The sequence below is a fragment of the Burkholderia sp. AU6039 genome (assembly GCF_002223365.1).
Taxonomy (GTDB): domain Bacteria; phylum Pseudomonadota; class Gammaproteobacteria; order Burkholderiales; family Burkholderiaceae; genus Burkholderia.
In genome coordinates, this window is the sequence record NZ_NKFK01000005.1 from 1,583,467 (window position 1) to 1,605,406 (window position 21,940).

Annotated in this window: 20 protein-coding genes; 12 read left to right on the plus strand and 8 right to left on the minus strand. The window is 68.8% G+C overall.

The annotated features are described in order from the left end of the window. Positions 1 to 28: 28 nt before the first annotated feature. From CFB39_RS24840 to lhpI, 3 genes are all read right to left on the minus strand, one after another. Positions 29 to 808, minus strand: coding sequence for a helix-turn-helix domain-containing protein (locus CFB39_RS24840; RefSeq protein WP_089427533.1), 780 nt, complete (start codon positions 806 to 808; stop codon positions 29 to 31). Positions 809 to 824: 16 nt separating this feature from the next. Further along, entirely contained in the window at positions 825 to 1,229 is a 405-nt protein-coding gene (locus tag CFB39_RS24845) for a response regulator transcription factor (RefSeq protein WP_089474824.1), read from the minus strand. A 168-nt stretch (positions 1,230 to 1,397) separates the two neighbouring features. Further along, positions 1,398 to 2,333: a bifunctional Delta(1)-pyrroline-2-carboxylate/Delta(1)-piperideine-2-carboxylate reductase gene (gene lhpI / locus CFB39_RS24850; RefSeq protein WP_089474825.1), complete on the minus strand. Its 936-nt coding sequence runs from the start codon at positions 2,331 to 2,333 to the stop codon at positions 1,398 to 1,400. Positions 2,334 to 2,595: 262 nt separating this feature from the next. Here lhpI and CFB39_RS24855 point away from each other — a divergent pair, with 262 nt between their 5' ends. The 6 genes from CFB39_RS24855 to CFB39_RS24880 all read left to right on the plus strand — a co-directional run bounded on the left by CFB39_RS24855 (position 2,596) and on the right by CFB39_RS24880 (position 9,945). Further along, a complete protein-coding gene (locus CFB39_RS24855) occupies positions 2,596 to 3,333 on the plus strand; it encodes a FadR/GntR family transcriptional regulator (protein ID WP_089474826.1) in 738 nt (245 codons plus the stop codon). Between the two features lie 121 nt (positions 3,334 to 3,454). Continuing rightward, positions 3,455 to 4,576, plus strand: a complete 1,122-nt coding sequence (locus tag CFB39_RS24860; RefSeq protein WP_089427529.1) for a branched-chain amino acid ABC transporter substrate-binding protein — start codon at positions 3,455 to 3,457, stop codon at positions 4,574 to 4,576. Between the two features lie 65 nt (positions 4,577 to 4,641). After that, the gene (gene lhpH, locus CFB39_RS24865; RefSeq protein ID WP_089474827.1) at positions 4,642 to 5,649 is read left to right on the plus strand and encodes a trans-3-hydroxy-L-proline dehydratase; all 1,008 of its coding nucleotides are present in this window, start codon (positions 4,642 to 4,644) and stop codon (positions 5,647 to 5,649) included. Between the two features lie 175 nt (positions 5,650 to 5,824). Then, positions 5,825 to 8,431: a penicillin-binding protein 1A gene (locus CFB39_RS24870; RefSeq protein WP_089474828.1), complete on the plus strand. Its 2,607-nt coding sequence runs from the start codon at positions 5,825 to 5,827 to the stop codon at positions 8,429 to 8,431. Positions 8,432 to 8,510: 79 nt separating this feature from the next. Next, complete coding sequence (locus CFB39_RS24875) at positions 8,511 to 9,392, plus strand: PilZ domain-containing protein (RefSeq protein WP_089474829.1); 882 nt, start codon at positions 8,511 to 8,513, stop codon at positions 9,390 to 9,392. Between the two features lie 223 nt (positions 9,393 to 9,615). After that, positions 9,616 to 9,945, plus strand: a complete 330-nt coding sequence (locus CFB39_RS24880; protein ID WP_069251539.1) for a DUF4148 domain-containing protein — start codon at positions 9,616 to 9,618, stop codon at positions 9,943 to 9,945. A gap of 121 nt (positions 9,946 to 10,066) precedes the next feature. On the opposite strand, the gene CFB39_RS24885 is transcribed toward CFB39_RS24880, so the two are convergent. The 3 genes from CFB39_RS24885 to CFB39_RS24895 are packed head-to-tail and all read right to left on the minus strand — an operon-like array spanning position 10,067 to position 12,383. Further along, complete coding sequence (locus tag CFB39_RS24885; protein WP_089474830.1) at positions 10,067 to 10,960, minus strand: DMT family transporter; 894 nt, start codon at positions 10,958 to 10,960, stop codon at positions 10,067 to 10,069. An 8-nt stretch (positions 10,961 to 10,968) separates the two neighbouring features. Then, on the minus strand, positions 10,969 to 11,757 hold the full coding sequence (locus CFB39_RS24890; protein ID WP_089474831.1) for a DUF2182 domain-containing protein: 789 nt from the start codon (positions 11,755 to 11,757) through the stop codon (positions 10,969 to 10,971). A gap of 23 nt (positions 11,758 to 11,780) precedes the next feature. Beyond that, positions 11,781 to 12,383 (minus strand): DUF1326 domain-containing protein, encoded by a 603-nt coding sequence (locus CFB39_RS24895; RefSeq protein WP_089474832.1) that lies wholly within the window; start codon positions 12,381 to 12,383, stop codon positions 11,781 to 11,783. 348 nt (positions 12,384 to 12,731) lie between these two features. Between CFB39_RS24895 and CFB39_RS24900 the strand changes: the two genes are divergently transcribed. After that, positions 12,732 to 13,136 (plus strand): lysozyme inhibitor LprI family protein, encoded by a 405-nt coding sequence (locus tag CFB39_RS24900; RefSeq protein WP_089432663.1) that lies wholly within the window; start codon positions 12,732 to 12,734, stop codon positions 13,134 to 13,136. A gap of 81 nt (positions 13,137 to 13,217) precedes the next feature. Here CFB39_RS24900 and CFB39_RS24905 read toward each other — a convergent pair whose 3' ends face one another. Together CFB39_RS24905 and CFB39_RS24910 are read right to left on the minus strand one after the other, a co-directional pair. Next, complete coding sequence (locus tag CFB39_RS24905; RefSeq protein WP_006483707.1) at positions 13,218 to 13,865, minus strand: response regulator transcription factor; 648 nt, start codon at positions 13,863 to 13,865, stop codon at positions 13,218 to 13,220. After that, a complete protein-coding gene (locus tag CFB39_RS24910) occupies positions 13,862 to 15,970 on the minus strand; it encodes a PAS domain-containing sensor histidine kinase (protein WP_089474833.1) in 2,109 nt (702 codons plus the stop codon). The genes CFB39_RS24905 and CFB39_RS24910 overlap by 4 nt, the downstream gene beginning before the upstream one ends. 323 nt (positions 15,971 to 16,293) lie before the next feature. On the opposite strand from CFB39_RS24910, the gene CFB39_RS24915 reads away from it, so the two are divergent. From CFB39_RS24915 to CFB39_RS24940, 5 genes are all read left to right on the plus strand, one after another. Continuing rightward, a complete protein-coding gene (locus CFB39_RS24915) occupies positions 16,294 to 16,764 on the plus strand; it encodes a universal stress protein (protein ID WP_089427519.1) in 471 nt (156 codons plus the stop codon). Between the two features lie 365 nt (positions 16,765 to 17,129). Next, positions 17,130 to 17,636, plus strand: a complete 507-nt coding sequence (locus tag CFB39_RS24920; protein WP_089474834.1) for a cupin domain-containing protein — start codon at positions 17,130 to 17,132, stop codon at positions 17,634 to 17,636. 175 nt (positions 17,637 to 17,811) lie between these two features. After that, positions 17,812 to 18,837: a DedA family protein/thiosulfate sulfurtransferase GlpE gene (locus tag CFB39_RS24925; RefSeq protein WP_041493311.1), complete on the plus strand. Its 1,026-nt coding sequence runs from the start codon at positions 17,812 to 17,814 to the stop codon at positions 18,835 to 18,837. Positions 18,838 to 19,280: 443 nt separating this feature from the next. After that, positions 19,281 to 20,663: an amino acid permease gene (locus CFB39_RS24935; protein ID WP_089474835.1), complete on the plus strand. Its 1,383-nt coding sequence runs from the start codon at positions 19,281 to 19,283 to the stop codon at positions 20,661 to 20,663. Positions 20,664 to 20,881: 218 nt separating this feature from the next. After that, positions 20,882 to 21,817 carry a universal stress protein gene (locus CFB39_RS24940; protein WP_089474836.1) on the plus strand — a complete coding sequence of 312 codons (936 nt, stop codon included), beginning with the start codon at positions 20,882 to 20,884 and terminating at the stop codon, positions 21,815 to 21,817. Positions 21,818 to 21,940: the final 123 nt, after the last annotated feature.

Genomic DNA, 21,940 nt, shown 5'->3' on the forward strand with positions numbered 1-21,940 from the left:
CGTCAGGCGCAGCCTGGGTTCCGGGTTGTCAGACCCGTGCGAGCGCTTGCGAGTCGATGATGCGCACGCGCTTGCCGCGCGTTTCGACCAGCGCTTCGCGATGGAACCGCGAGAACATCCGGCTCACGGTTTCGAGCTTCATCCCGAGATAGCAGCCGATTTCCTCGCGCGTCATCCGCAGGTTGAATTCCGTCGCCGAATAGCCGCGCGCCTCGAAGCGCGACGACAGGTTCAGCAGGAAATGCGCAACGCGTTGCTCGGCCGACATCGTGCCGAGCAGCAGCATCTGGCTCGATTCGCGGACGATCTCGCTGCTCAGCATCTGGTAGAGGAAGTGCTGCATCGGCTTGATCTCGCGGCACGCCGCTTCGAGCGCACCGAACGGGATGATGCACACGACGCTGTCCTCGAGCGCGATCGCGTCGCAGCAATGCTGGCCGCCGCCGATGCCGTCCATCCCGAGCGTTTCACCGGCAATCTGGAAGCCCGTCACGTGTTCGCGGCCGTCGCGATGCATCATCACCGTCTTGAACGAACCCGCGCGCACCGCATAGATGCTCTGGAACGGATCGTCGGTGCGGAACAGCGCGTCGCCCTGGCGCACCTGCCGGGTCGTGCAGATGATCGAGTCGAGGCGGCCGTATTCGGCTGCGGTCAGGTGCGGCGGCAGGCACATCGTGCGCATCGCGCACACCGAGCAGCGCGCGGCGGGATGCTTGGCGGCGTCGGCGCGCGTGACCGCGCGAAGCGGAATCGTCGGCCGAGGCGCGATGGATACGTCGGCGGCGCAGGGGGTGGCTGTGGACATGAGTCACTCCGGCTCGTCAGGGGTGGTGCACGCGAGCGTGCGCCAGGGATTCGATGACCTGGCATGCGGCGTCGAATTCGACGGTCTTGTCGAAGAAGTAGTCGGCTCCGGCCAACGCGCATGCCTCTCTGAATGCCGGTGCCGAGTGATTCGTCAGCACGATCGTGACGACGCGCGGCGCGGCCTTCGACAGCGTCCCGATCAGCTCGAGGCCGCTGCCGTCCGCCAGCCGCAGGTCGACGATCACCACGTCCGCCTGGCTGCTGCGGATATGCGTCCACGCGTCCTGGCCGTCTTCCGCTTCGCCGACGACGGCGACACCGCGGATCGCGCCGACGAGCAGCGCGATCCGCTGCCGGACGGCGACGGCGTGATCGACGAGAAACACCCGGAGCGCGGCGGGTAACTGGCTGGCATTCATGCCGGCAGTATCGTGTTGCGCCGCCGAAAATGAAATCGGCCGAATTGGAAGTTGATGTAGGCCGCTGCGACGCGTTGTAGGGCGATTCCTACAACGCGTACGGGAAATCGCCGGAGCGGCCCCGCGGTGGCGATGCCGCGAGCGCGGCTGAAGGGGGAGGTTGGCGGGTCAGCCGGCCTGGCGCGCGGCCAGCGCATCGCGCGCCGTGCGGCACGCGGCGAGATCCCACGCCGCACAGCCGACGCTCTTGAACAGCAGCGGCCCGCTGCGGTCGAATGCGCCGCCCAGCACGTCGGCGAGCGATGCGACGTGCTGCCAGTCGACCTGCGCGACGATCAGGTCGCCGGCTTCGTGGCGCGCGCCGGCCGGATCGTCGACGACCAGCCGGCTGGCGCGCACCGTGTTCGCGTCGATCTCGGCCGCGTCCGCGGTGAACGCGCCGACGCCGACCACGAGCCGGCCTTCGCGCGCGGCTTCGCGATAGACGGGCGTGCGGCTCGTCGTCAGCGTGACGACCACGTCGATTGCATCGGGGATCGCGTCGCCGTCGAGCGGCACGAGGCGCGGCGCCTGCGCGCGGTGCGCGGCACAGAATGCCGCTGTGCTGTCGGCGCTTGTGCCGCGCACGTGAAGGCGCGCTTCGGGAAAGATCGCGGCGAGCGCTTCCGCGTGATTGGCCGCCTGTTTCCCGGTGCCGATCAGCAGGATGTCGCGCGGCGCGGCGCCCTGCAGCGCCTGGATGCCGAGCGCGGTGATGGCCGCCGTGCGGCGCCCGGTGACCGTCGGGCCGTCGAGCGCGAAGCGCATCTCGCCGGTGGTCGCGTCGTAGGCGGTGACCTGGCCGAGGATCGTCGGCAGCCCGCGCGCGCCGTTGCCCGGGCACACGTTCACGAGCTTGTGGGTCGCGAGGTCGCGCGCGCTCGACGGCATCGACAGCATCACGCCGCCCGCCTGCAGCGGCACGACCAGGCGTTCGGGGCTGACGATCTCGCCCGCCGCATAGTCTGCGACAGCCTGCCTGAGCGTGGCGAGCAGCGCCGGGTAGTCGAGCAGCGCGGCCGTGTCGGCCGCGTCGAAAACGGGAATCGGGGAAAGAGCGGTCATCGTGTACGTCGCATGCGTCGGTGAGCGTGGACGACGGGCGCATGCCGCGCCCGCCAAGAGCTGCCGGATACCGTGACACAGGGCAGTGTGGATCGAATCTATACCACTTGCTGGCCCACCCGCAACCCAGAAAATAAAGCGCATCGCCGGTTTTGGTTCTAATATCTGTCCAGAAGGGCCGCCATGGCCTCGATGCCGGCGCGCTCCGGTATAGTGCGAACCCATTCCCGATTCACGCCCGCGAGCGGGCAGGAGCCATACGATGATGTCCGCGCGTCCCGACACACTCGAAGGCGGTTTCAGGCCGCTGCAGATCTACGAGCAGGTGGCCGAGAAGATCCGCGACGAAATCCGCGCGGGGCGCTATGCCGCCGAGTCGCGGCTGCCGTCCGAGCGCGAGCTCGCGGGGCTGTTCCAGGTCGGCCGGCCGGCCGTGCGCGAGGCGCTCGGCGCACTGCAGAACGAAGGGCTCGTGTTCACGAAGCGCAATTCGGGCACCTACGTCGTCGCGTCGCCGCTCGACGTGCTCGCGCAGCGCGGCGACAGCCACCGGGCGTCCGAGCCCGATTTCAGCCCGACGTCGACGCTCGACGTGCGGCTGATCCTGGAGCCCGCGATCGCGCGCGTCGCGGCTGCGCACGGCCGAGCCGACCCGGGCGCCGAACGCTATCTGGCCCAGATGGAAACCATTACCGACGTCGACGATCCGCATCAGCGCGCGCTGTGGAACGAGAGCGACCGGCTGTTCCACCGGCAACTCGCGCTGATGACCGGCGACGCGCTGATGGTGAAGATCGCGGACGAAGTCGCGAAGACGATGGACCAGCCGCTGTGGAAGCGGCTGAAGGACGACGGCATCTACGATGCGGGCCGGATCCGGCTCTACGTGTCCGAACACCGGCTGATCTACGAGGCGATCGTGTCCGGCGACGCGGATGCGGCGGCGTTCTATGTCGAGCAGCACATCCGCCGCGTGCGGCGCGACATCGCACCGAAGTGACCGCGCCGGGTTCGTTCTGGTCTGAAAAATGACCAGAATCGCAGTTCTTATTTTGAAATTGCTTGCATGGTGACCACGCGTATCCTACATTGGTTTCACACAAAACCAATCAGGAGACATCATGCGACACCTCGTTACCGCGCTCTCGGTGGCCATCGCCGCCGGCGCGCTGACTTCCGCGCAGGCGCAGGAAGTCGTCACGATCGGCCATTCGGCGCCGCTGACCGGCCCGCAGGCCGCGAACGGCAAGGACAATGAAAACGGCGCGCGCCTGGCCGTCGACGAACTCAACAAGGCCGGCATCAAGGTCGCCGGCAAGACCGTCACCTTCAAACTGGTCTCCGACGACGACCAGGCCGACCCGAAGGCCGGCGTGCAGGTTGCGCAGAACCTCGTCGACAAGGGCGTCGTCGCGGTGCTCGGGCCGTACAACTCGGGCGTCGCGATTCCCGCCTCGCGCGTGTACTCGAGCGCCGGCGTGCCGATGCTGCCGGTCGCGTCGAACCCGGCACTGACGAAGCAGGGCTTCAAGAACATCTTCCGGATTGGCGCGAGCGACGAGCAGCTCGGCGGCACGATGGCGACCTTCGCCGCGAAGACGCTGAATGCGAAGACCGCCGCCGTGATCGACGATCGCACCGCATACGGGCAGGGCGTGGCCGAGCAGTTCATGAATGTCGCGAAGGCGAACGGCATCAAGATCGTCGACCAGGAATTCACGAGTTCGTCGGCCACCGATTTCCTCGGCATTCTCACCAAGATCAAGGCCAGCAACCCCGACGTGATCTTCCTCGGCGGCTATGCGGCACAGGGCGCGCCGATGGCCAAGCAGATGAAGCAGCGCGGCCTGCGCGCGAAGCTGCTCGGCGGCGACGGCATCTGCTCGGCCGACATGGGCAAGGTCGCGGGCGAGGCGGCGTCGATCGTCTACTGCGCGCAGGGTGGCGTCGCGCTCGAGAAGACGGCGGCCGGGCGCGAATTCCTGAAGAAGTACCACGACACGTATCACACCGATACGCAGGTCTATGGCGTGAACTACTACGACGGGATGAAGCTGCTTGCCGACGCGATGGTCAAGGCCGGCACGACCACCGACAAGGCGAAGCTGATCGCGCAGCTCGCGAAGTCGAACTACACGGGCGTCGCGGGCACCTATTCGTTCGACGCGAACGGCGACCTGAAGGGCGCGCCGACCACCGTCTACGTGATCCGCAACGGCCTGCCGGAACCGTACGCGAAGTAACGGCCAGCCTGCCATCGGACGGCGGCGCGGCCGCCGTTCTTCGTTTCAACGCTTTCGATTCCCCCATGAAAATTTCCCGATCCCTTTCCACCGTCGAAGTCCATACCGGCGGCGAAGCGTTCCGCATCGTCACGAGCGGGCTGCCGCGCGCGCCCGGCGACACGATCGTCCAGCGCCGCGCGTGGCTCAAGGACAACGCCGATGAGATCCGTCGCGCGCTGATGTTCGAACCGCGCGGCCACGCCGACATGTACGGCGGCTACCTGACCGAGCCTGTGTCGCCGAACGCGGATTTCGGCGTGATCTTCGTGCACAACGAGGGCTACAGCGACCATTGCGGGCACGGCGTGATCGCGCTGTCGACCGCGGCGGTCGAACTCGGCTGGGTGCAGCGCACGGTGCCGGAAACGCGGGTCGGCATCGACGCGCCGTGCGGCTTCATCGAGGCGTTCGTCAAATGGGACGGCGAGCACGCGGGGCCGGTGCGCTTCGTCAACGTGCCGTCGTTCATCTGGCAGCGCGACGTGTCGGTCGAGACGCCGTCGTTCGGCACCGTGACCGGCGACATCGCGTACGGCGGCGCGTTCTATTTCTACGTCGACGGCGCGCCGTTCGACCTGCCGGTGCGCGAAGCGGCGGTGGAACGGCTGATCCGCTTCGGCGCGGAAGTGAAGGCCGCCGCGAACGCGAAGTACCCGGTCGTGCATCCGGAGATCCCGGAAATCAACCACATCTACGGCACGATCATCGCGAATGCGCCGCGCCACCCGGGCTCGACGCAGGCGAACTGCTGCGTGTTCGCGGATCGCGAGGTCGACCGTTCGCCGACGGGTTCCGGCACCGGCGGCCGGGTCGCGCAGCTCTACCAGCGCGGGCTGCTCGCGGCCGGCGACACACTCGTCAACGAATCGATCGTCGGCACGGTCTTCAAGGGGCGCGTGCTGCGCGAAACGACGGTCGGCGACATCCCGGCCGTGATTCCGGAAGTGGAAGGCAGCGCGCATGTCTGCGGATTCGCGAACTGGATCGTCGACGAGCGCGATCCGCTGACCTACGGTTTTCTCGTGCGCTGAGTCGCCGCGCCGATCGACCGCGCCCGGCGCGGCCACCCGTTTGTCGTACCAGGCTTGGCGCGTCGTTCCCGTTGCGGGGCGCGCGCCTTTTTTGCGTGGGGACGGCTCGTGCAGGCGCGCCGGGTAGGTCGCCGCCAGGCCATCGCCGTCCGGCGGCCCGCGCGAGTTTGGTACGATGCACCCTTTTCAGCCGAGCTCCACCCGAGTGAATCGCCGAAACGTGTCGTCAGTGCGTGCCTTCTGTGCCAGATGGGTCGCGCGCGCCCAACCCGTCGCGGCTGCCGCCGTCGCGCGGGTCAAGCCTCTCGCCGCCACCGCGTGGCACCATGTCCGTCACCCGACGCGCCGCGGCGTGTTGCTCGCCGGCGCCGCCGTGCCGGCGCTGTTCGTCGTGTACGTGGTCGTGCTCATCCCGTTCACGCCGGGCATCGGCGACATCCGCAAGGCCCGCGTCGACCAGCCCGCGCAGGTGCTATCCGCCGACGGCAAGCTGCTGGCCGAATTCAAGCCGTCGAACCGCGAGTGGGTGCCGCTCAAGCAGATCTCGCCGCACATGGTCGACGCGCTGATCGCGACCGAGGATCACCGCTTCTACGAGCATCACGGCCTCGACTGGAAGCGCACGGCGTCGGCCGCGCTCCACACGTTCTCGGGCAGCCGCCAGGGCGGCTCGACGATCACGCAGCAGCTCGCGCGCAACCTGTATCCGGACGAGATCGGGCGTGCGCCGACGCTCACGCGCAAGGTGAAGGAGGCGATCACCGCGCTGAAGATCGAGGCGGTCTACAGCAAGGACCAGATCCTCGAGACCTACCTGAACACGGTGCCGTTCCTGTACAACGCGTACGGCGTCGAGATGGCCGCGCGCACCTATTTCGACAAGTCGGCCAACGAGCTCGACGTGCTCGACAGCGCAACGCTGGTCGGGATGCTGAAGGGCAACAGTTACTACAACCCGGTGCTGAACCCCGAGCGCGCGCTGCAGCGGCGCAACACGGTGCTCGGCCAGATGGTGAAGTACGGCAAGCTGTCGCCCGCACAGTTCGCGCAGCTGCAGCGCCGGCCGCTGCGGATCGACTTCGAGCGCCAGAAGGAGCCGCCGGGGCCGGCACCGCACTTCGCGCAGCAGCTGCGCAAATGGCTGATCGCGTGGGCCGACCGCAACGACTACAACATCTACTCGGACGGGCTGATCGTGCGCACGACGATCGACGCGCGGCTGCAGCAGATGGCGACGCAGGCGCTCACGCTGCAGGGCAACCAGCTGCAGGGGATCGCGAACAACGCGTGGAGCGGCCGCGACGGCTGCGGCACCGACAACGAGGTGTTCCGCACCTTCATGCGCGAGTCGCCCGAGTACAAGGCCGCGCAGGACGCCGGCAAGGACGACGCGGCCGCGATGAAGCTGCTCGCGGCCGACCGGGCTTTCATGCGCGCGCTGTGCAAGGCGAAGACCGACGTGCAGGCCGGCTTCCTCGCGATCGATCCGCGCGACGGGCAGATCCGCGCGTGGGTCGGCAGCCGCGACTTCACCCGCGAGCCGTTCGACCACGTCGCGCAGGCGCGGCGCCAGCCGGGCTCGACGTTCAAGCCGTTCGTCTATGGCGTCGCGTTCGCGAACGGGATGAAGCCGGACGATACCTTCATCGACCAGCCGGTCGAGATTCCGTTGAAGGGTGGCGAGATCTGGCGCCCGAACGACGACGTGCCGCCCACCGGCAAGCCGATGACGCTGCGCGACGCGGTCGCGCTGTCGCGCAACCGGATCACCGCGCAGGTGATGGAGAAGGTCGGGCCGGCGTCCGTGGCCCGACTCGCACGCGACATGGGCGTGCGCGAAAGCCCGCTCGAACGCGTGCCGTCGCTGGCGCTCGGCACGAGCCCGGTCACGCTGAAGGAGATGGTCGCGTCGTACGCGACGATCGCGAACGGCGGGCTGTACGTCGAGCCGCAGATGGTGACGCGCATCGAGAACCGCCAGGGCGACGTGCTCGCCGAATACGCGCCGGCGCCGCCCGAGCGCGCGCTCGACGCCGAAACCGACAAGACGCTGCTCAGCGTGATGCGCGACGTCGTGACGCGCGGCACGGGCGGCAGCATCCGCACGCGCTTCGGGATCCGCGGCGACGTGGCCGGCAAGACCGGCACGACGCAGGACAACGCGGACGGCTGGTTCATCCTGATGCAGCCCGGCCTCGTCGCCGGTGCGTGGGTCGGTTTCGACGACGGCCGCGTGACGCTGCGCAGCGACTACTGGGGGCAGGGCGCGCACAGTGCGCTGCCGATCGTCGGCGATTTCTTCCAGCGTGCGCAGCGCGCCCGGCTCGTCGATACGAAGGCGAAATTCGACACCGAGCCGTCGCCGGGCTGGTTCGCGTCGCTGCGCGAACGCGCGACGGACCTGTTCGATACGTGGTTCCCGCCCGACGCGAAGAAGGCGCCCGCACCGGTCAGGACGCAGCGGGTGGAGCCGGCGCCCGAGGCGGATACCGACGAGGCTTCGGCCGCCTCGGCTGCCTCGGCGCCCGAAGCGGCATCCGGGGGCATCGTCGAGGAATGGGTGCCGGCGTCCGAAGTGGCCGCGTCGGCCGCCGCGCTGTCGGCGGGCGCGTCGCAGCCGCCACCCGCGCAGCCGCCCGCGGGGGCGAGCGCGACTGGCGGAGGCAGTGCGGGCCTCGGCGCCGCACCGGCGGCCGCCCCTTCGACCGCACCGTCCCAGGCGCCGGTACCGGCCGCGCCCGACGCGACCGGCGCATCGCAGTCGCAGTCGCAGTCGCAGTAACGGAGCCGTTCAGAACTCGCGCGATGCTGCCGTAATCATGTTGTCATGACAGCTCGCGCGGTCGCTCCGCGCCTCCCCGATGAGGCTATCTACCGACTACGTCCCGCTCACGCGCGACGATCTCGCCGCCGGCGTCCCGCTCGGCTTCGATCTCTACGATGCCGACGGCGCCGCGCTGCTGCCGGCCGGCACGACGCTGCGCGATGCCGCGCAGCATGCCTTCCTGTTCGACCATTTCCGGCCGGTACGACGGCGCGACGACGCCGAAGCCGCGGCCGAGCCGCGCGTGCCTGACGCGGTGCCTCACGCACCGCGGATGGGGTTGTCGGCGGGGGCTTCGATCGGCATCCGCCGCCGGGTCGGCACGACCCGCGGGCTGCAGCGCTGCCGGTTGATCGGCATCGCCGCGTCGGGCGCGCTGTTCGTCGAGCCGCAGCCGGCGGCCGCGCTCGACTTCGCGCGGGGTGACGACATCGAGGCCGTGGCGATCGGCCGTGCCGCGGTGTCGCGGTTCGGCGCGACGGTCGAGTCGGTGCAGGCGGCGGGTGCCGCGCGGTTCCTGGTGCTGTCGCCGCCCGGCTTCGTCGACCGGCTGCGCACGCGCGCGGAGCCGCGCGTGCCGGTGCGGATCGCCGCCTGTTGCACGGGCGGGTCGGAGGGGGTGGAAGGCATCGGGATGGTGCACGACATCAGCTTGAGCGGCCTGTCGATAGCAGTCGACCGGCCGATCGCCGCAACCGGCGAGCCCTTGCGCGTGCAGCTTCCGTACGCGGCGGGCGACCGGGTCGAGCTGCTGGCGCTCGACGGCACGGTGCGGGCCGTCCATGCCGACCCGGCCGCGCCCGCGCTGACGCTGCATCACGCGGCGTTCGGCGAGACCGGTGCCGACGACCTGATCCGCCTCAAGGCGCTGCTGTTCGACCGGCTGATGGCGTCGTCGGATACCGACCGGCGGCGCTGATGCGGGGCTGGACGCACCGGGCGCCGTGCCACGGTATTCAGTGCGTGAATGCCGATAATCATCTGATGATTCCGCGTATTCCGTGGCGATTGTATGGTTTCCGTCAACAGTGAATTCGCGATTTAAGTATTTACCCTGATAGCGTGGCCTCCTAGACTTCTACTCACGCGCAACGACCCCGAGTCCGAAGCGCCTGACAAAACAATTCTGGAGGTAACGCATCATGAAATCGCTGATCAAGGCAGTTGCACTGGCCGCCCTGGTGGCCGCACCGGTCGTCTCCTTCGCCCAATCGAACCAGCAGCCGCTGACGCGCGCGCAAGTGCGCGCCGAGCTGGTCCAGCTCGAAAAGGCCGGCTACAACCCGAACGACTGGATGAACTACCCGGAAAACATCCAGGCCGCACAGGCAAAGATCGCCGCCGCGCAGAACACCGGCGCGCAAGCTGATGCAACGGGCTACGGTTCGAACCCTGCCGCTGCGTCGCAATCGGGCCAGCGCGTGGTCGTGCCGGCCGCCACCGACCGTTCGTCGGTGTTCTTCGGCCACTAAGCCAGGCAGCGCCCGCAGGGGCGCCCGGTTTGCCGTTTCATCCAAAACCCGTGCACGGTATCCGTGTGCGGGTTTTGCATTTTGGCCGCTTGAATGAGTGGGGTGCCGCGCCTGACGGGCATCACCGCGTGCTGCCCGCCCGCCGCGCCCGCGTCGCGAGCACGGTCGCGACGCCGCCGAGGATCGCGACCGATGCGAGCGCGAGCCGCCAGGTTGGCTGTTCGGACAGGAGCAGCACGGCGCCGCACGCGGCGATGGGCGGGACGGACAACTGAACCGCCGCGGCGCGCATCGCCGTGAGGTGCCGCAGCGCGGCATACCAGACCACGTAGCCGAGGCCCGACGTCAGCGCACCGGAAAGCGCGGCGAGCGCGAGGCCGGCCGGCGTGACGTGCAGGCGGGCGGCGAGCGCGACGCTCAGCGCGAGTGCCAGCGGCGCGGCGCGCAGGAAGTTGCCCGCGGTGGCCGCGACCGGATCGACGGGCCGGCGGCCACGGATCGAATAGACACCCCATGCGATGCCGGCTGCCGTCATCAGCGCGGCACCGTGCGGCGTCGGCGCGGCGAGCCCGGGCGACACGAGATAGACCAGCCCGCCGAGCGCCGCGCCGAACCCGGCCCAGCCGGTCGCGGCAAACCGTTCGCCGGCGTGCCATCCCGCCGCGAACATCGTCAGTTGCACCGCGCCGAACAGGATCAGCGCGCCGGTGGCCGCGCTGACGGTCAGATACGCAAACGAGAAGCACGTGACGTATGCGAACAGCATCACCGCAGCCGGCCAGTCGGCGGGCGGGGCGGGCCGTCGTGCCCACGCACGCGCGACGATCGCGAGCATCAGCGCGCCCGATACGAGGCGCAGGCTGCCGAAGCTGGCCGCGTCGATCCGCCCGGCCTGCAGCGCGAGCCGGCACAGCAGCGAATTCGACGCGAACGCGAGCATCGCGATCGCCGTCAGCGCGACGACGCGCACGCCCGGCCGGACATGCGGCACGACGGCGGAGGCGGGCGGTCGCATCGCGGGCCTCACGCGTGGCCAGCGACGATCAGCACGGCCGCGCCGAACAACGCGGCGCCGAGCGGCGCGGTGAGCGCCTGCCCCCACGACGCGTTCTTCTCGAGGGCCATCAACGCGGCGAGCGCCAGCATCCAGCCGAGACTGCCGGCGCCGACGACGAACATCAGCAGCATCAGCGCCCAGCAGCAGCCGACGCAGAAGAGCCCATGGCTGACGCCCAATGCAAACGCGTGACGCATCGGCGTGCGGCCGCGCCAGCGGCTGATCACGAAACTGAACGGCGTGCGGCACCGGTCGAGGCAGTGCGTCTTCAGTCCGCTGAACTGGAACGCGCCGGCGAGCGCGAAGACGGCCGCGCCGATCAGCCAGCCGCGCCACGCGAGCGCCGGCACCCGCGCGACACCGGCCAGCAGCAGCCCGTGCAGCCCATGCGCGACGAGGCCGAAGCCGCTCCACGTGGCGACGTAGCCGAGGCCGACGAGCGCGAGCAGGCGCGTCTGGTCGGGTCGGCTCGCGACGACGCGGGCGAACGCGTCGAACAGCGACAGCGTCGTCGGCAGCATCATCGCGAGGATCATCAGCGTCCAGCCGGCCGCGGTGAACGCGGCCGGCAGCCACAGTGCGCCACCGGGCAGCGCACGGCAAAGCGCGCTGAACGGTTCGGCCAACGCACCGTCGCCGTGGTCGAGGTACCGCCCGTAAGGACTGCGCGTCCACGCCCACAGGGTGAGCCAGGCGAACGCGACGAGACTCGCGAGCACGAGCGGAAACAGGCGCCGGTGCAGCGACGCAGCCATGACCGTTGGCGTGCGATCGCGCGTCACGCGTCGAACCGGAACGTGCTCTGCAGCGCGTTGTGGTTCTTCAGGTCGACGTCGATGCCGATCGCCGCATTCTTCGACCGGTAGACGGGCGCCTTGCCGACGAACACCGGCGCGCCGGGCACCGTCGAGAACACGGTGTCGGTCAGCGTCGTCTGCGCGCCGCTCGGGCCGAGGTAGGGCTCGAGTTCCGCGTGGTAGTCGGTGCCGATCGACAGCGTGCCGCGAGCCCCCTCGACATTGAACGTGATGGGCGCGCGTTCGATCGACACGACCGTGCCGATCAGTTTCGCGAGTTCGGCGATCGGGCCGCCGGCTTCGCCCGTGTAGACCTTGAGGAGCGCCTGCTCCTGCGCTTCGGACGCCGTGTCGCTGACGTAGATCGCAGCCGTCCAGTTACCTTCCAGGATGTTGCCGGGCACGCGGCACACGGCGGCGATCGTGTTGCCGCCCACGTCGACGCCGTCGACGGTGCCCTTGTCGACGTGCCACGCGACGATCGTGTCGCAGACGCCGAAATCGGGGTCCTCGCCGATCCAGCACGGGCAGAGTACGCGACAGTTGCAGACCTCGAGCAGACGGCCTTCAAGGTGATAACTCATGATTCCCTCCAGGGGGCGACGGCGAAGGCACGTTGGGCTGGGGGGAGGAGGCTGGCAGACGAATCGTCACCCCGCTCGGCGATGCGAACGCGAAATGCGCTGAGGAATGCGCGGAAGCGGAGACGGGATGGATGCGATAGCGCGGGCCTGAAGCGGCGTATCGATTTTCAAGTGTAGGTGCGCAGGGGCGATATGCAAGCCGTCGCAGGCCGCGACACCGGCTGACAAGCCGGCGCGCGTACGCTAGCATCGCGATCGGTGTCGCCACGAGAGACGGGGGCCGATGCGCGTCAGCGCGTCAAGCCCGGCACCGGGTTCCACGACTTCAACGAACAACAAGGAGCATCCATGCGTGTCTTGACCGGTCTGCTGTGCTCGCTCGCGCTGGCGGCGAACCTCGCCCACGCGCAGGCGAATTGTGCCGACGCGACGGATCAGGCGGCGATGACGGCGTGCGCCGACCGCGCGTACAAGAAAACCGACGGGGAGCTGAACCGGACGTACCAGGCCGTCACCGCACGCCTGCGCGACGCGCGGCCGCTTGCCGACAAACTCGTGAATGCGCAGCGTGCGTGGATCGCGTACCGCGATGCCGAATGCAACTTCTCCAGCGCGAACGCCGAGGGCGGCAGCGTGTATCCGATGGTCGTGTCGACCTGCCTCGACGATCTGACGAAATTGCGCACCGAAACGCTGAAGGGCTATCTGTCGTGCGAGGAAGGCGATCTCGCGTGCCCCGTGCCGGCGAAGTAAGCGGGTAAGCAGGGCGCGCCGCCCGGCCGGCGGCACCTGCCATCCCGCCGCTGCCGGACGTCGTCCGTTACACGTCGTCCGTTACACGTCGTCCGTCTCGTCGAGCAGCTTGTGCCGCATCGCGTACCGCACCAGCGCCGCTTCGTGCGGCATCTGCATCTTTTCCAGGATCCGCGTCTTGTACGTGCTGACCGTCTTCGCGCTCACGCACAGCGCGTTGGCGATCTCGGTCAGCGTCTGGCCGGCGGCGATCCGCCGGAACACGTCGAATTCGCGGTCGGACAGCCGCTGGTGCGGCAGCGTCTCGGCCGGCTCGTTCAGGCTCTGCGCGAACTGCTCGGCCATCGCGAGGCTCACGTAGACGCCGCCTGACGCCACCTTCGTGACTGCGCCGACCAGCTCGGCGCTCGCGCTTTCCTTCGTCAGATACCCGGACGCGCCGGCGCGGAACGCGCGCACCGCGTATTGCTGCTCCGCATGCATGGTCAGCACGAGGACGCGCAGCGCGGGCTTCTCGTCCTTGATCTGCTTGATCAGTTCGACGCCGTTGCGGCCCGGCATCGACAGGTCGAGCACGAGCACCTGCGCGGGCGTGGCGCGCACGAGCGCGATCGTCGACGGGCCGTCGCAGGCTTCGCCGGCCACCTCGAATCCGGTGGCGTTCTGGAGGATGTGCCGCAGACCGTCGCGTACGAGCGTATGGTCGTCGGCGATGAGCACCTTGATCATGAGATGAGCGTTTCCTGTTGGACGGTACTGAGCGGGAGCGCGACGGTGATCGAGAAACCGCGCGCGAGCGCGGTGTCGATCGTCACGCTGCCGCCCAGCATGTGGGCGCGTTCGCGAATGCCGATCAGGCCGAACGATTTGTCTTCATGGGCCGGGCCGCCGGGCGCCGAGCCGCGGCCGTTGTCCGCGACACGCAACACGCAGAAGCCTTCCTCGACGTCGAGCCGCAGCGCGACGCGCGTCGCATCCGCGTGGCGCGCGACGTTCGTCAGCGCTTCCTGGACGATCCGGAACAACGTGGTCGCGCCCGCGCTGGTGAACGTGAGCCCGCCGGTTTCGATGTGCCGTTCGACATCGATTCCGTAGCGGTTCGTGAAATCGTTCGCGAGCCATTCGATCGCCGGCACGAGGCCGAGATCGTCGAGCATCACGGGCCGCAGGTCGGCCGCGATGCGCCGCACCGACGCGACCGTCGCGTCGATCAGCCGCCGCATGCCCTGAAGGTGCGTCTGCACGTCTTCGTCGGGGTGTGTGCGACCCGGCACGCGCAGCTGCTGTTCGACCACCGACAGATCCATCTTCAGCGCGGTGAGCTGCTGGCCGAGGTCGTCGTGCAGTTCGCGCGCGATGCGGGTCTTTTCCTCCTCGCGCACGTTCTGCAGGTTCGCGGACAGTTCGCGCAATTCCTCGCGCGACTGCTTCAGCGCGTTCTCGGCGCGCTGCCGCTCGGTGATGTCGCGCAGCATCACCGTGTAGAGCTTGCCGGACGCGTCGCGGATCTGCGAGATCGACGCCTCGATCGGGAATTCCTCGCCGTTCGCGCGTAGCCCGAACAGCACCCGCTGGCGGCCCATCTGCCGCTCGGACACGCCCGTCACGCCGAACTGGTCGACGTGCTTGGCGTGCGCGGCGCGGAACCGCTCGGGGATGAAGCGCGACAGCGGCGCACCGATCGCCTCCATCGCGGATACGCCGAACACCTGCTCGGCCATCGGATTGAAGATCACGACCGTCTGTTTTTCGTCGATCGTGATGATCGCTTCCATCGACGAACGGATGATGCCCATCATCCGCGCCTCGTTGAGGATGCCGCGGCTGCTCGCGCCCGGATCGGCGGCGGTGCGGCCGCGCAGCAGCGCATGGATCAGCACCGCGAACGCGATCGACGCGATCAGCCCCGCGGCGAGCACGGTGCCGGCCGCGCGTTGCGCGCCGGTGGCGCTCGGGCGGCCGTCCGCGGAATAGGCGAGCGTCAGCACGGTGCCGCCGAAATTCAGCTCGTCGGTGCGCCGCATCAGGTCGGGCGATGCCGACGCCTCGTCGGTCGTCGTCTCGACGCTGACGATCGCGCGCCGATCGCCGCCGGCGGTGATCCACACGTCGATCCCGCGTTCCGCGTCGAGCGCACGCTCGACCAGGCGCCGCGGGCTCAACGCCGCGAACAGCACGCCGTCGGCGCCGGTTTCGCGCAGGCCGGGCGGTGCGCCGGCCGCACGCGGCGACGCGGCAACCGGCAGGAACAGCGTGAAGGTGCGGGCGTCGCGCGACGTGTCGTCGTCGGCCGGGTGGACGCCGAGCGCGACGTCGCCGGTCTGCAGCGCGCGCGTGAGCGGCGCCGCATCGGACGCGCCGAAGCGCACGACCGGTGAATTCGACGCCGGTGCGCTGAGCGCGGCGGTCGCGAGCGTGCCGGCCGGCATCGGCTTCGCGCCGGCGAGGGCGGTGCGCGTCGCGGGCGGCAGCGGCGCATAGCCGATCTGGCGCACCGGCGAGCGGCCGCTGTCGAGGTCGATCATCTCCGCATACCGACGCCATTGTTCGGGCGTCATGCCCGGGACGAGGCTGAACGCGCCGCGCGCGCCTTCGAGCACGGCCGCGCCGGATTGCAGCTCGTGGCGGAGCATGGCCGTCACATGCGTCGTGCGGCGTTCGAAACGCGTATGGACGGCACCTTGCCACTGCTCGCGCACGAGCAGCGCGACGCCGAGCGACAGCACGGCACCGGCGCACAGTGCAACGACGCCAGCCGCGAGCGGCTGGCGTAACATGATCTGGAGGCGCGTGGGCCCTCGGGCGTCACGCGTCGGGGTTCCACTTGCGGTCATTCGATTGGCATTCTGTTGTCAGGGGCCGCGCCCTGGCACCGGGAGCGGCACAGCAAAACCGGGCAAAACTCGCACCGGCTGCACGCAACGTCTATTTTCAAGATGAAATTGTGCGCGATTTACACGTTTTATGTAATGGGGGCACTAGAAATTGCGGCAACCGGCGTGAAGCAGCGGGCGCGCCGGCCGCGCTTGACGCGCATCAACGGGCGCGTCGGCACGTGGGGCAGACTGTTCGGCAGACCACCCGGCACCGGGCCGGGTGGCGATAACGGGCCGCCGTCGCGCGACGCGCGCTGCGTGCCCGGTCGGAGGGACGGACCATGTACAAGCGGATTTTCGTCGGGCTCGACGGCAGCCCGAGCGCGCGTCTCGCGCTGAACGAGGCGATCCGGATCGCGGCGGCGTCCGGCGGCGAAGTGACCTGCGCGTATGTCGTCGAGCACCGGCCGCAGCTCGTCGACGTCGATGCGGGCTTCGCTGCCGCGCGCGACGGCGATGCGGCCGCGACCGATGCCGTGACGCCGGTGCTCGACGATGCGAAGGCGGTGCTCGCGCAGCAGCATGTATCGGGCACCGTGCGCGCGCTCGACGCGTACGGCGAGGATGTCGCCACCGTGCTGATGCGCACGGCGGCCGAAGCCGATGCCGACCTGATCGTGATGGGCACGAGCGGGCGGCATGGCCTGCGCCGGCTGCTGCTCGGCAGCGTCGCCGAATCGCTGCTGCGCGCGGCCGACCGGCCCGTGCTGCTGGTGCGGCACAGCGAGCCCGGCACGTCGGCGGCTGCGTGACACACGCGGCGATGCACCGACGTCGACGCACGGGCGGTCGCGGGGGGCGGCCGTCTCGCGCATTCGTCGGATGACGGCGTGATGAAACGGAAACGCCCGGCGCACGGCGTGTGAGCGCGGCTGTCGCTGCTCATCGGGCGCGCGAGGGCGGCACGCCCGATGTCCCCCACGCGCGCAATCGCGTGCCGGCGGTTGCATCCCGACACGCAGTTCTGGCAGCATCGACCGGTGTCCGCTTGTTCGCCGCGCGCATGGCCGCGGCGATCGACGCAGCAGCATCCGGCGCTATGCGACCGCGTTCGCGATGAGCGAAGCGAGGCCGTGCGCCGGGGGCCCGGTTCCTTACTTCACCGACGTCATCCGCCATGCCGATCTCCGCTACCGACCTGATTCGCCAGTTCGACCTGCAGCCGCATCCCGAAGGCGGCTATTTCCGCGAAACCTACCGTGCGGCCGATTCGGTCGTGCGTCCGGCCGACGGCGCGCCACGCGCCGCGTCGACCGCGATCTACTACCTGTTGTGCGACGGCGCGTATTCGTCGTGGCACCGGATCCGCTCCGACGAAGTCTGGCATTTCTACGCGGGCGACCCGATCGAAGTGTGGGTGCTCGACGAGCGCGACGGGCTGACGATCCACCGCCTCGGCAACCCGCTCACGCATCCGGGCACCGTGTTCCAGGCGGTCGTGCGGGCCGGGAGCTGGTTCGGCGCGCGCTGCGCGTTGCCGGAGCATGTCGCGCTCGTCGGCTGCACGGTGGCGCCGGGCTTCGAGTTCGCGGAATTCGAACTGGCCGACGCGGCCGCGCTGGCCGCCGCGTTTCCCGACTACGCGGAACACGTCGGGCAGCTTGCCCAGCGCACCGACATGTGACTGTCACGGAAGGGCGCGAAGCCCGTGCCGATGGTGCGTGTTCCGCGCGGTCGCGGCCAAACCCGTTTAGAATGCCGTGATGCATCGGGTCGGCCGCGGGCGTGCCGCGGCGGCCGTTGCCCAGCGGTGCCGACGGCCCTCGTCGCACGGCTGCATGCCTTCCAGGAGCGCCGCCGTGTGGCACTTTCCCATCGCTATTCCATCGTCGCTCGGCCCGTGGGCCGTGTTCGCGAGCGTGTTGATCACGCAGCTCGGCGTGCCGGTGCCGGCCGTGCCGATGCTGATTCTCGGCGGCACGATGGCGGCAATGGGGCAGGCGTCCTGGGTCAGCATGTTCGCGGCGGCGATCGGCGCGACGATGCTGGCCGATTCGCTGTGGTTCTTCATGGGCCGCACCCGCGGCCGGCGCCTGCTGAACGGCCTCGTGCGCTTCTCGCTGTCGCTCGACACGACGCTGCGTTTCGCACGTAACGTATTCGAAAGATACGGCGCGCCGCTGCTGGTGCTGTCCAAATTCCTGCCGGGCCTCGGCCTGGTGTCCGCGCCGCTGCTCGGCACGACCGCGATCGGCGTCGGCGTGTTCCTGTTCTGGGACCTGGCCGGCGCATCGCTGTGGGCCGCGTTCTGGCTGGTCGGCGGCGCGGCCATTCACGACCAGATCGTCCAGTTCGTGCTGTGGGTGCGCGCGAGCGGCGGCACGATCCTCGATGCATTCCTCGCGATCTTCATCACGTTCCTGCTGTACCGCTGGGTGCGTCGCGTGCAGTTCCGCCGCTATCTCGCGCAGGTGCGCATCTCGCCGCCGCAGCTCGTCGAAATGATGACGTCGGACGAGCCGCCGCTGATCTTCGACGCGCGGCCGAAAGCGATCCGCGAGCGCGAACCGTACCGGATCGCCGGCGCGGTGCCGGTCGATCTCGATTCGCCGGACCTGCTCGATCCGGAAATGCTGAAGCGGCCGATCGTCGTGTATTGCGTATGCCCGAACGAGGCCACCGCGAAGCGCCTGATCGCGAAGATGCAGCGCAAGAAGATGATCCACAACATCCGCGCACTGAAGGGCGGCCTCGATGCGTGGGAAAAGCACGGCTATCCGGTCGAGCCGATGCCGGCCGATCTCGATGCGTCGCGGTATTTCGTGCGGCCGGATCACGGTGCGATCGAAGGCGAATATACGGTGCGCGCGACGCTGTCGAAATAAATCCGAGCGCGGGAGTCGCGCGCATTCGAATTCCACTACCGGTTTCACGCCCCGCGATTTTTACGAAAATCGGCTGGCGTGAATCGGCTTATCCTCCCTATAATCCCGCCTGCATATTGCGTGCGCCTGATCGCGCACCTTCGACGCGTGTTCGTTCGCGCCGAAAGCGATTGATCCCGTCGCCGCCCGTTTCGCGCACAGCCGCGTCGAACGGGCCGCGCGGGCGTATTCCGTGAAAGGCCCGATCCGTTTTCCGGATTGTTCCGGAACATACGGATAATCCGCGGCGATTCCCATCGGATTGACGCAATATCCGTGTCGTTTCTAATTTAGAAAACGCCAGCGGAGATTATTTCGTTTTCGGCATGCCGGGATCGGCATGAACGGGCGCGCATTGACATCGACAATGACGGCGGCTCGTTCACGGCTGCCAGGAGACGGACTTGAAACAACCAGAAGACCAGTTGCATCGCGGGCTGGAAGAGCGGCACATCAACCTGATGGCGCTCGGCGCGACGATCGGCGTCGGCCTGTTCCTCGGCTCGGCCAGCGCGATCCGCGTCGCCGGCCCGGCCATCCTGCTGACCTACCTGCTGGGCGGCATCGCGATTTTTCTGATCATGCGCGCGCTCGGCGAGATGGCGATCGCCAATCCCGTCGCCGGCGCGTTCAGCCGCTACGCACGCGACTACCTCGGGCCGCTCGCCGGCTACCTGACCGGCTGGACCTACTGGTTCGTGTGGATCGTCACCTGCATGGCGGAAATCACGGCGGTCGGCGTCTACATGCACATGTGGTTCCCCGGCGTGCCGAACTGGATCTGGGCGCTCGCGGCGCTCATGGCGATGGGCTCGGTGAACTTCATCGCGGTCAAGCTGTACGGGGAATTCGAGTTCTGGTTCGCGCTGATCAAGATCGTCACGATCGTGCTGATGATCATCGGCGGCGGGTTGATGATCGCGTTCGGCATCGGCAACGGTGGCGTCGCGATCGGCCTGTCGAACCTGTGGGCGCACGGCGGTTTCATGCCGAACGGCCTCAACGGCGTGGTCGCCGCGTTGCCGATCGTGATGTTCGCGTATCTCGGCGTCGAGATGCTCGGCCTCACCGCCGGCGAGGCGCGCAACCCGGAGAAGTCGCTGACGAAGGCCGTGAACTCGGTGTTCTGGCGCGTGCTGATTTTCTACATCGGTGCGCTGTTCGTGATCATGTCGCTGTATCCGTGGGATCAGATCGGCACCCAGGGCAGCCCGTTCGTGATGACGTTCTCGCGGCTCGGCATCCCGGCGGCGGCCGGCATCATCAACTTCGTCGTGCTGACCGCGGCGCTGTCGTCGTGCAACAGCGGCCTGTTCAGCACCGCGCGGATGCTCTACAACCTCGCGCAGCAGGGCCAGGCGCCGAGCAAGCTCGGCCAGGTCAATCGCCATGGCGTGCCGGTGTACGGCGTGATCGTGTCGGTCGCGCTGCTGCTGATCGGCGTGCTGCTCAACTATCTCGCGCCGCAGCACGTGTTCACGTGGCTCACGTCGGTGTCGACGTTCGGCGCGATCTGGACGTGGTGCGTGATCCTGATCGCGCAGATGCGCTTTCGCCGCACGCTGTCGGCCGACAAGATCGCGCGCCTGCCGATCCGCGTGCCGTTCTATCCGCTCGGTTCGTTCGTCGCGCTCGGCTTTCTCGTGCTGGTCGTCGTGCTCATGGCGTTCACGCCCGACACGCGCGTCGCGCTCGTGATCGGGCCGGTCTGGATCGTGCTGCTCGGCATCACGTATGCGCTGTTCTACGCGAACCGTCCGGCGGCATCGGTGCCGACCAAGTCGTAAGCAGCACGGGCAGGGGCCCGCGCGACCCTTGATCGCGATCATGCACGCGCGGGCCGGACGACCTATGCTGAACGAATCGATTGTCCGCGTTTCGCGTGGCAACCCGCCGATCCCCGTGACCGCCGCGACCGCGGCGGTGGCCCGGCCGCCGTGCGCCGCTTCCGCGCGAAGCTCCCGTCGTCGTTCCGCGACGACGCGCACGCACGGAGGCCTTCGCCATGCAGCCTGCCCAGTCCATCCCGACGCTTGCGCGGATCGCGCTGGCCGTCGATCCGACGCCCGAATCGCTGTCCGCCGCGCGCTATGCGCGCACGCTGCTGCGCCCCGGCATGCGATTGCGCATCGTCTGCGCCATCGACAACCCGCGCCTCGTGTTGCCCGACATCCCGCGCATCGACGCACTGCTGACGTCCGCGCGCGAGGACATGATGCGCGAGGCGCAAGCCATCAACGAACGGATCGCGGCAATGTTCGCCGGCAGCGGGATCGAGGTCGAGCAGGCCATCATCGATACGTCGGTGACGGGCGGCTCGGTGGCCGATGCCTTGGTGAGCGATACGTCGGCATGGCGCGCGGACGTGCTGATGGTCGGCGCGAATCCGCATCACGGGCTGCTGCGGCTCGTCGAAGGCGCGATGTCGGACACGTTGACGACCCGCGTGCGCTGCGCGCTGCTGATCGTGCCGGCAGGCTACGTGCGGCCGTCGGACGGCGGCCTGCAGCGGCTGATGTTCGCGGTCGACGGCAGCGAGCCGTCGCTGCACGCGGTGCGCGTCGGGCTCGGCTTCGCGACGCCGACGACGTTGCTGTACGCGGCCTACGTGATCGATCGCGCGGTTCGTCTGACGGATATCGTGCCGGTGCGCGCGCTCGAGGATGCCTATCGCGCGGAGGGCGAGGATGCGCTCGCGAAGATCGGCCCGCTGTTCCATGCAACCGGGAATCCGAGCAAGCGCAGTGTCGTCGAAACCCGCCCGACCAGCGACGACGTGGCCCATGCGCTGATGCGCGACGCCGTGCACTGGCGTGCCGAACTGCTGGTGGTCGGCACGCATGGCAGGCGCGGCATCGCCGCCTGGCTGATCGGCAGCGTCGCGCGCCGCATTGCGCATCTCGCCCAGGTGCCGGTGCTGCTCGTGCGCGGTACCGAATAAAGCGCGCGGTGTCGCGATCGAAGCAGGCTTGGCTTGACCTGCATCAGAAACGGCGCGCCTCGCGCGTGAGACATTGTCGGAACAACCGGCAACACGGCCGGTCTGTCGTGCATGTACCGCGCA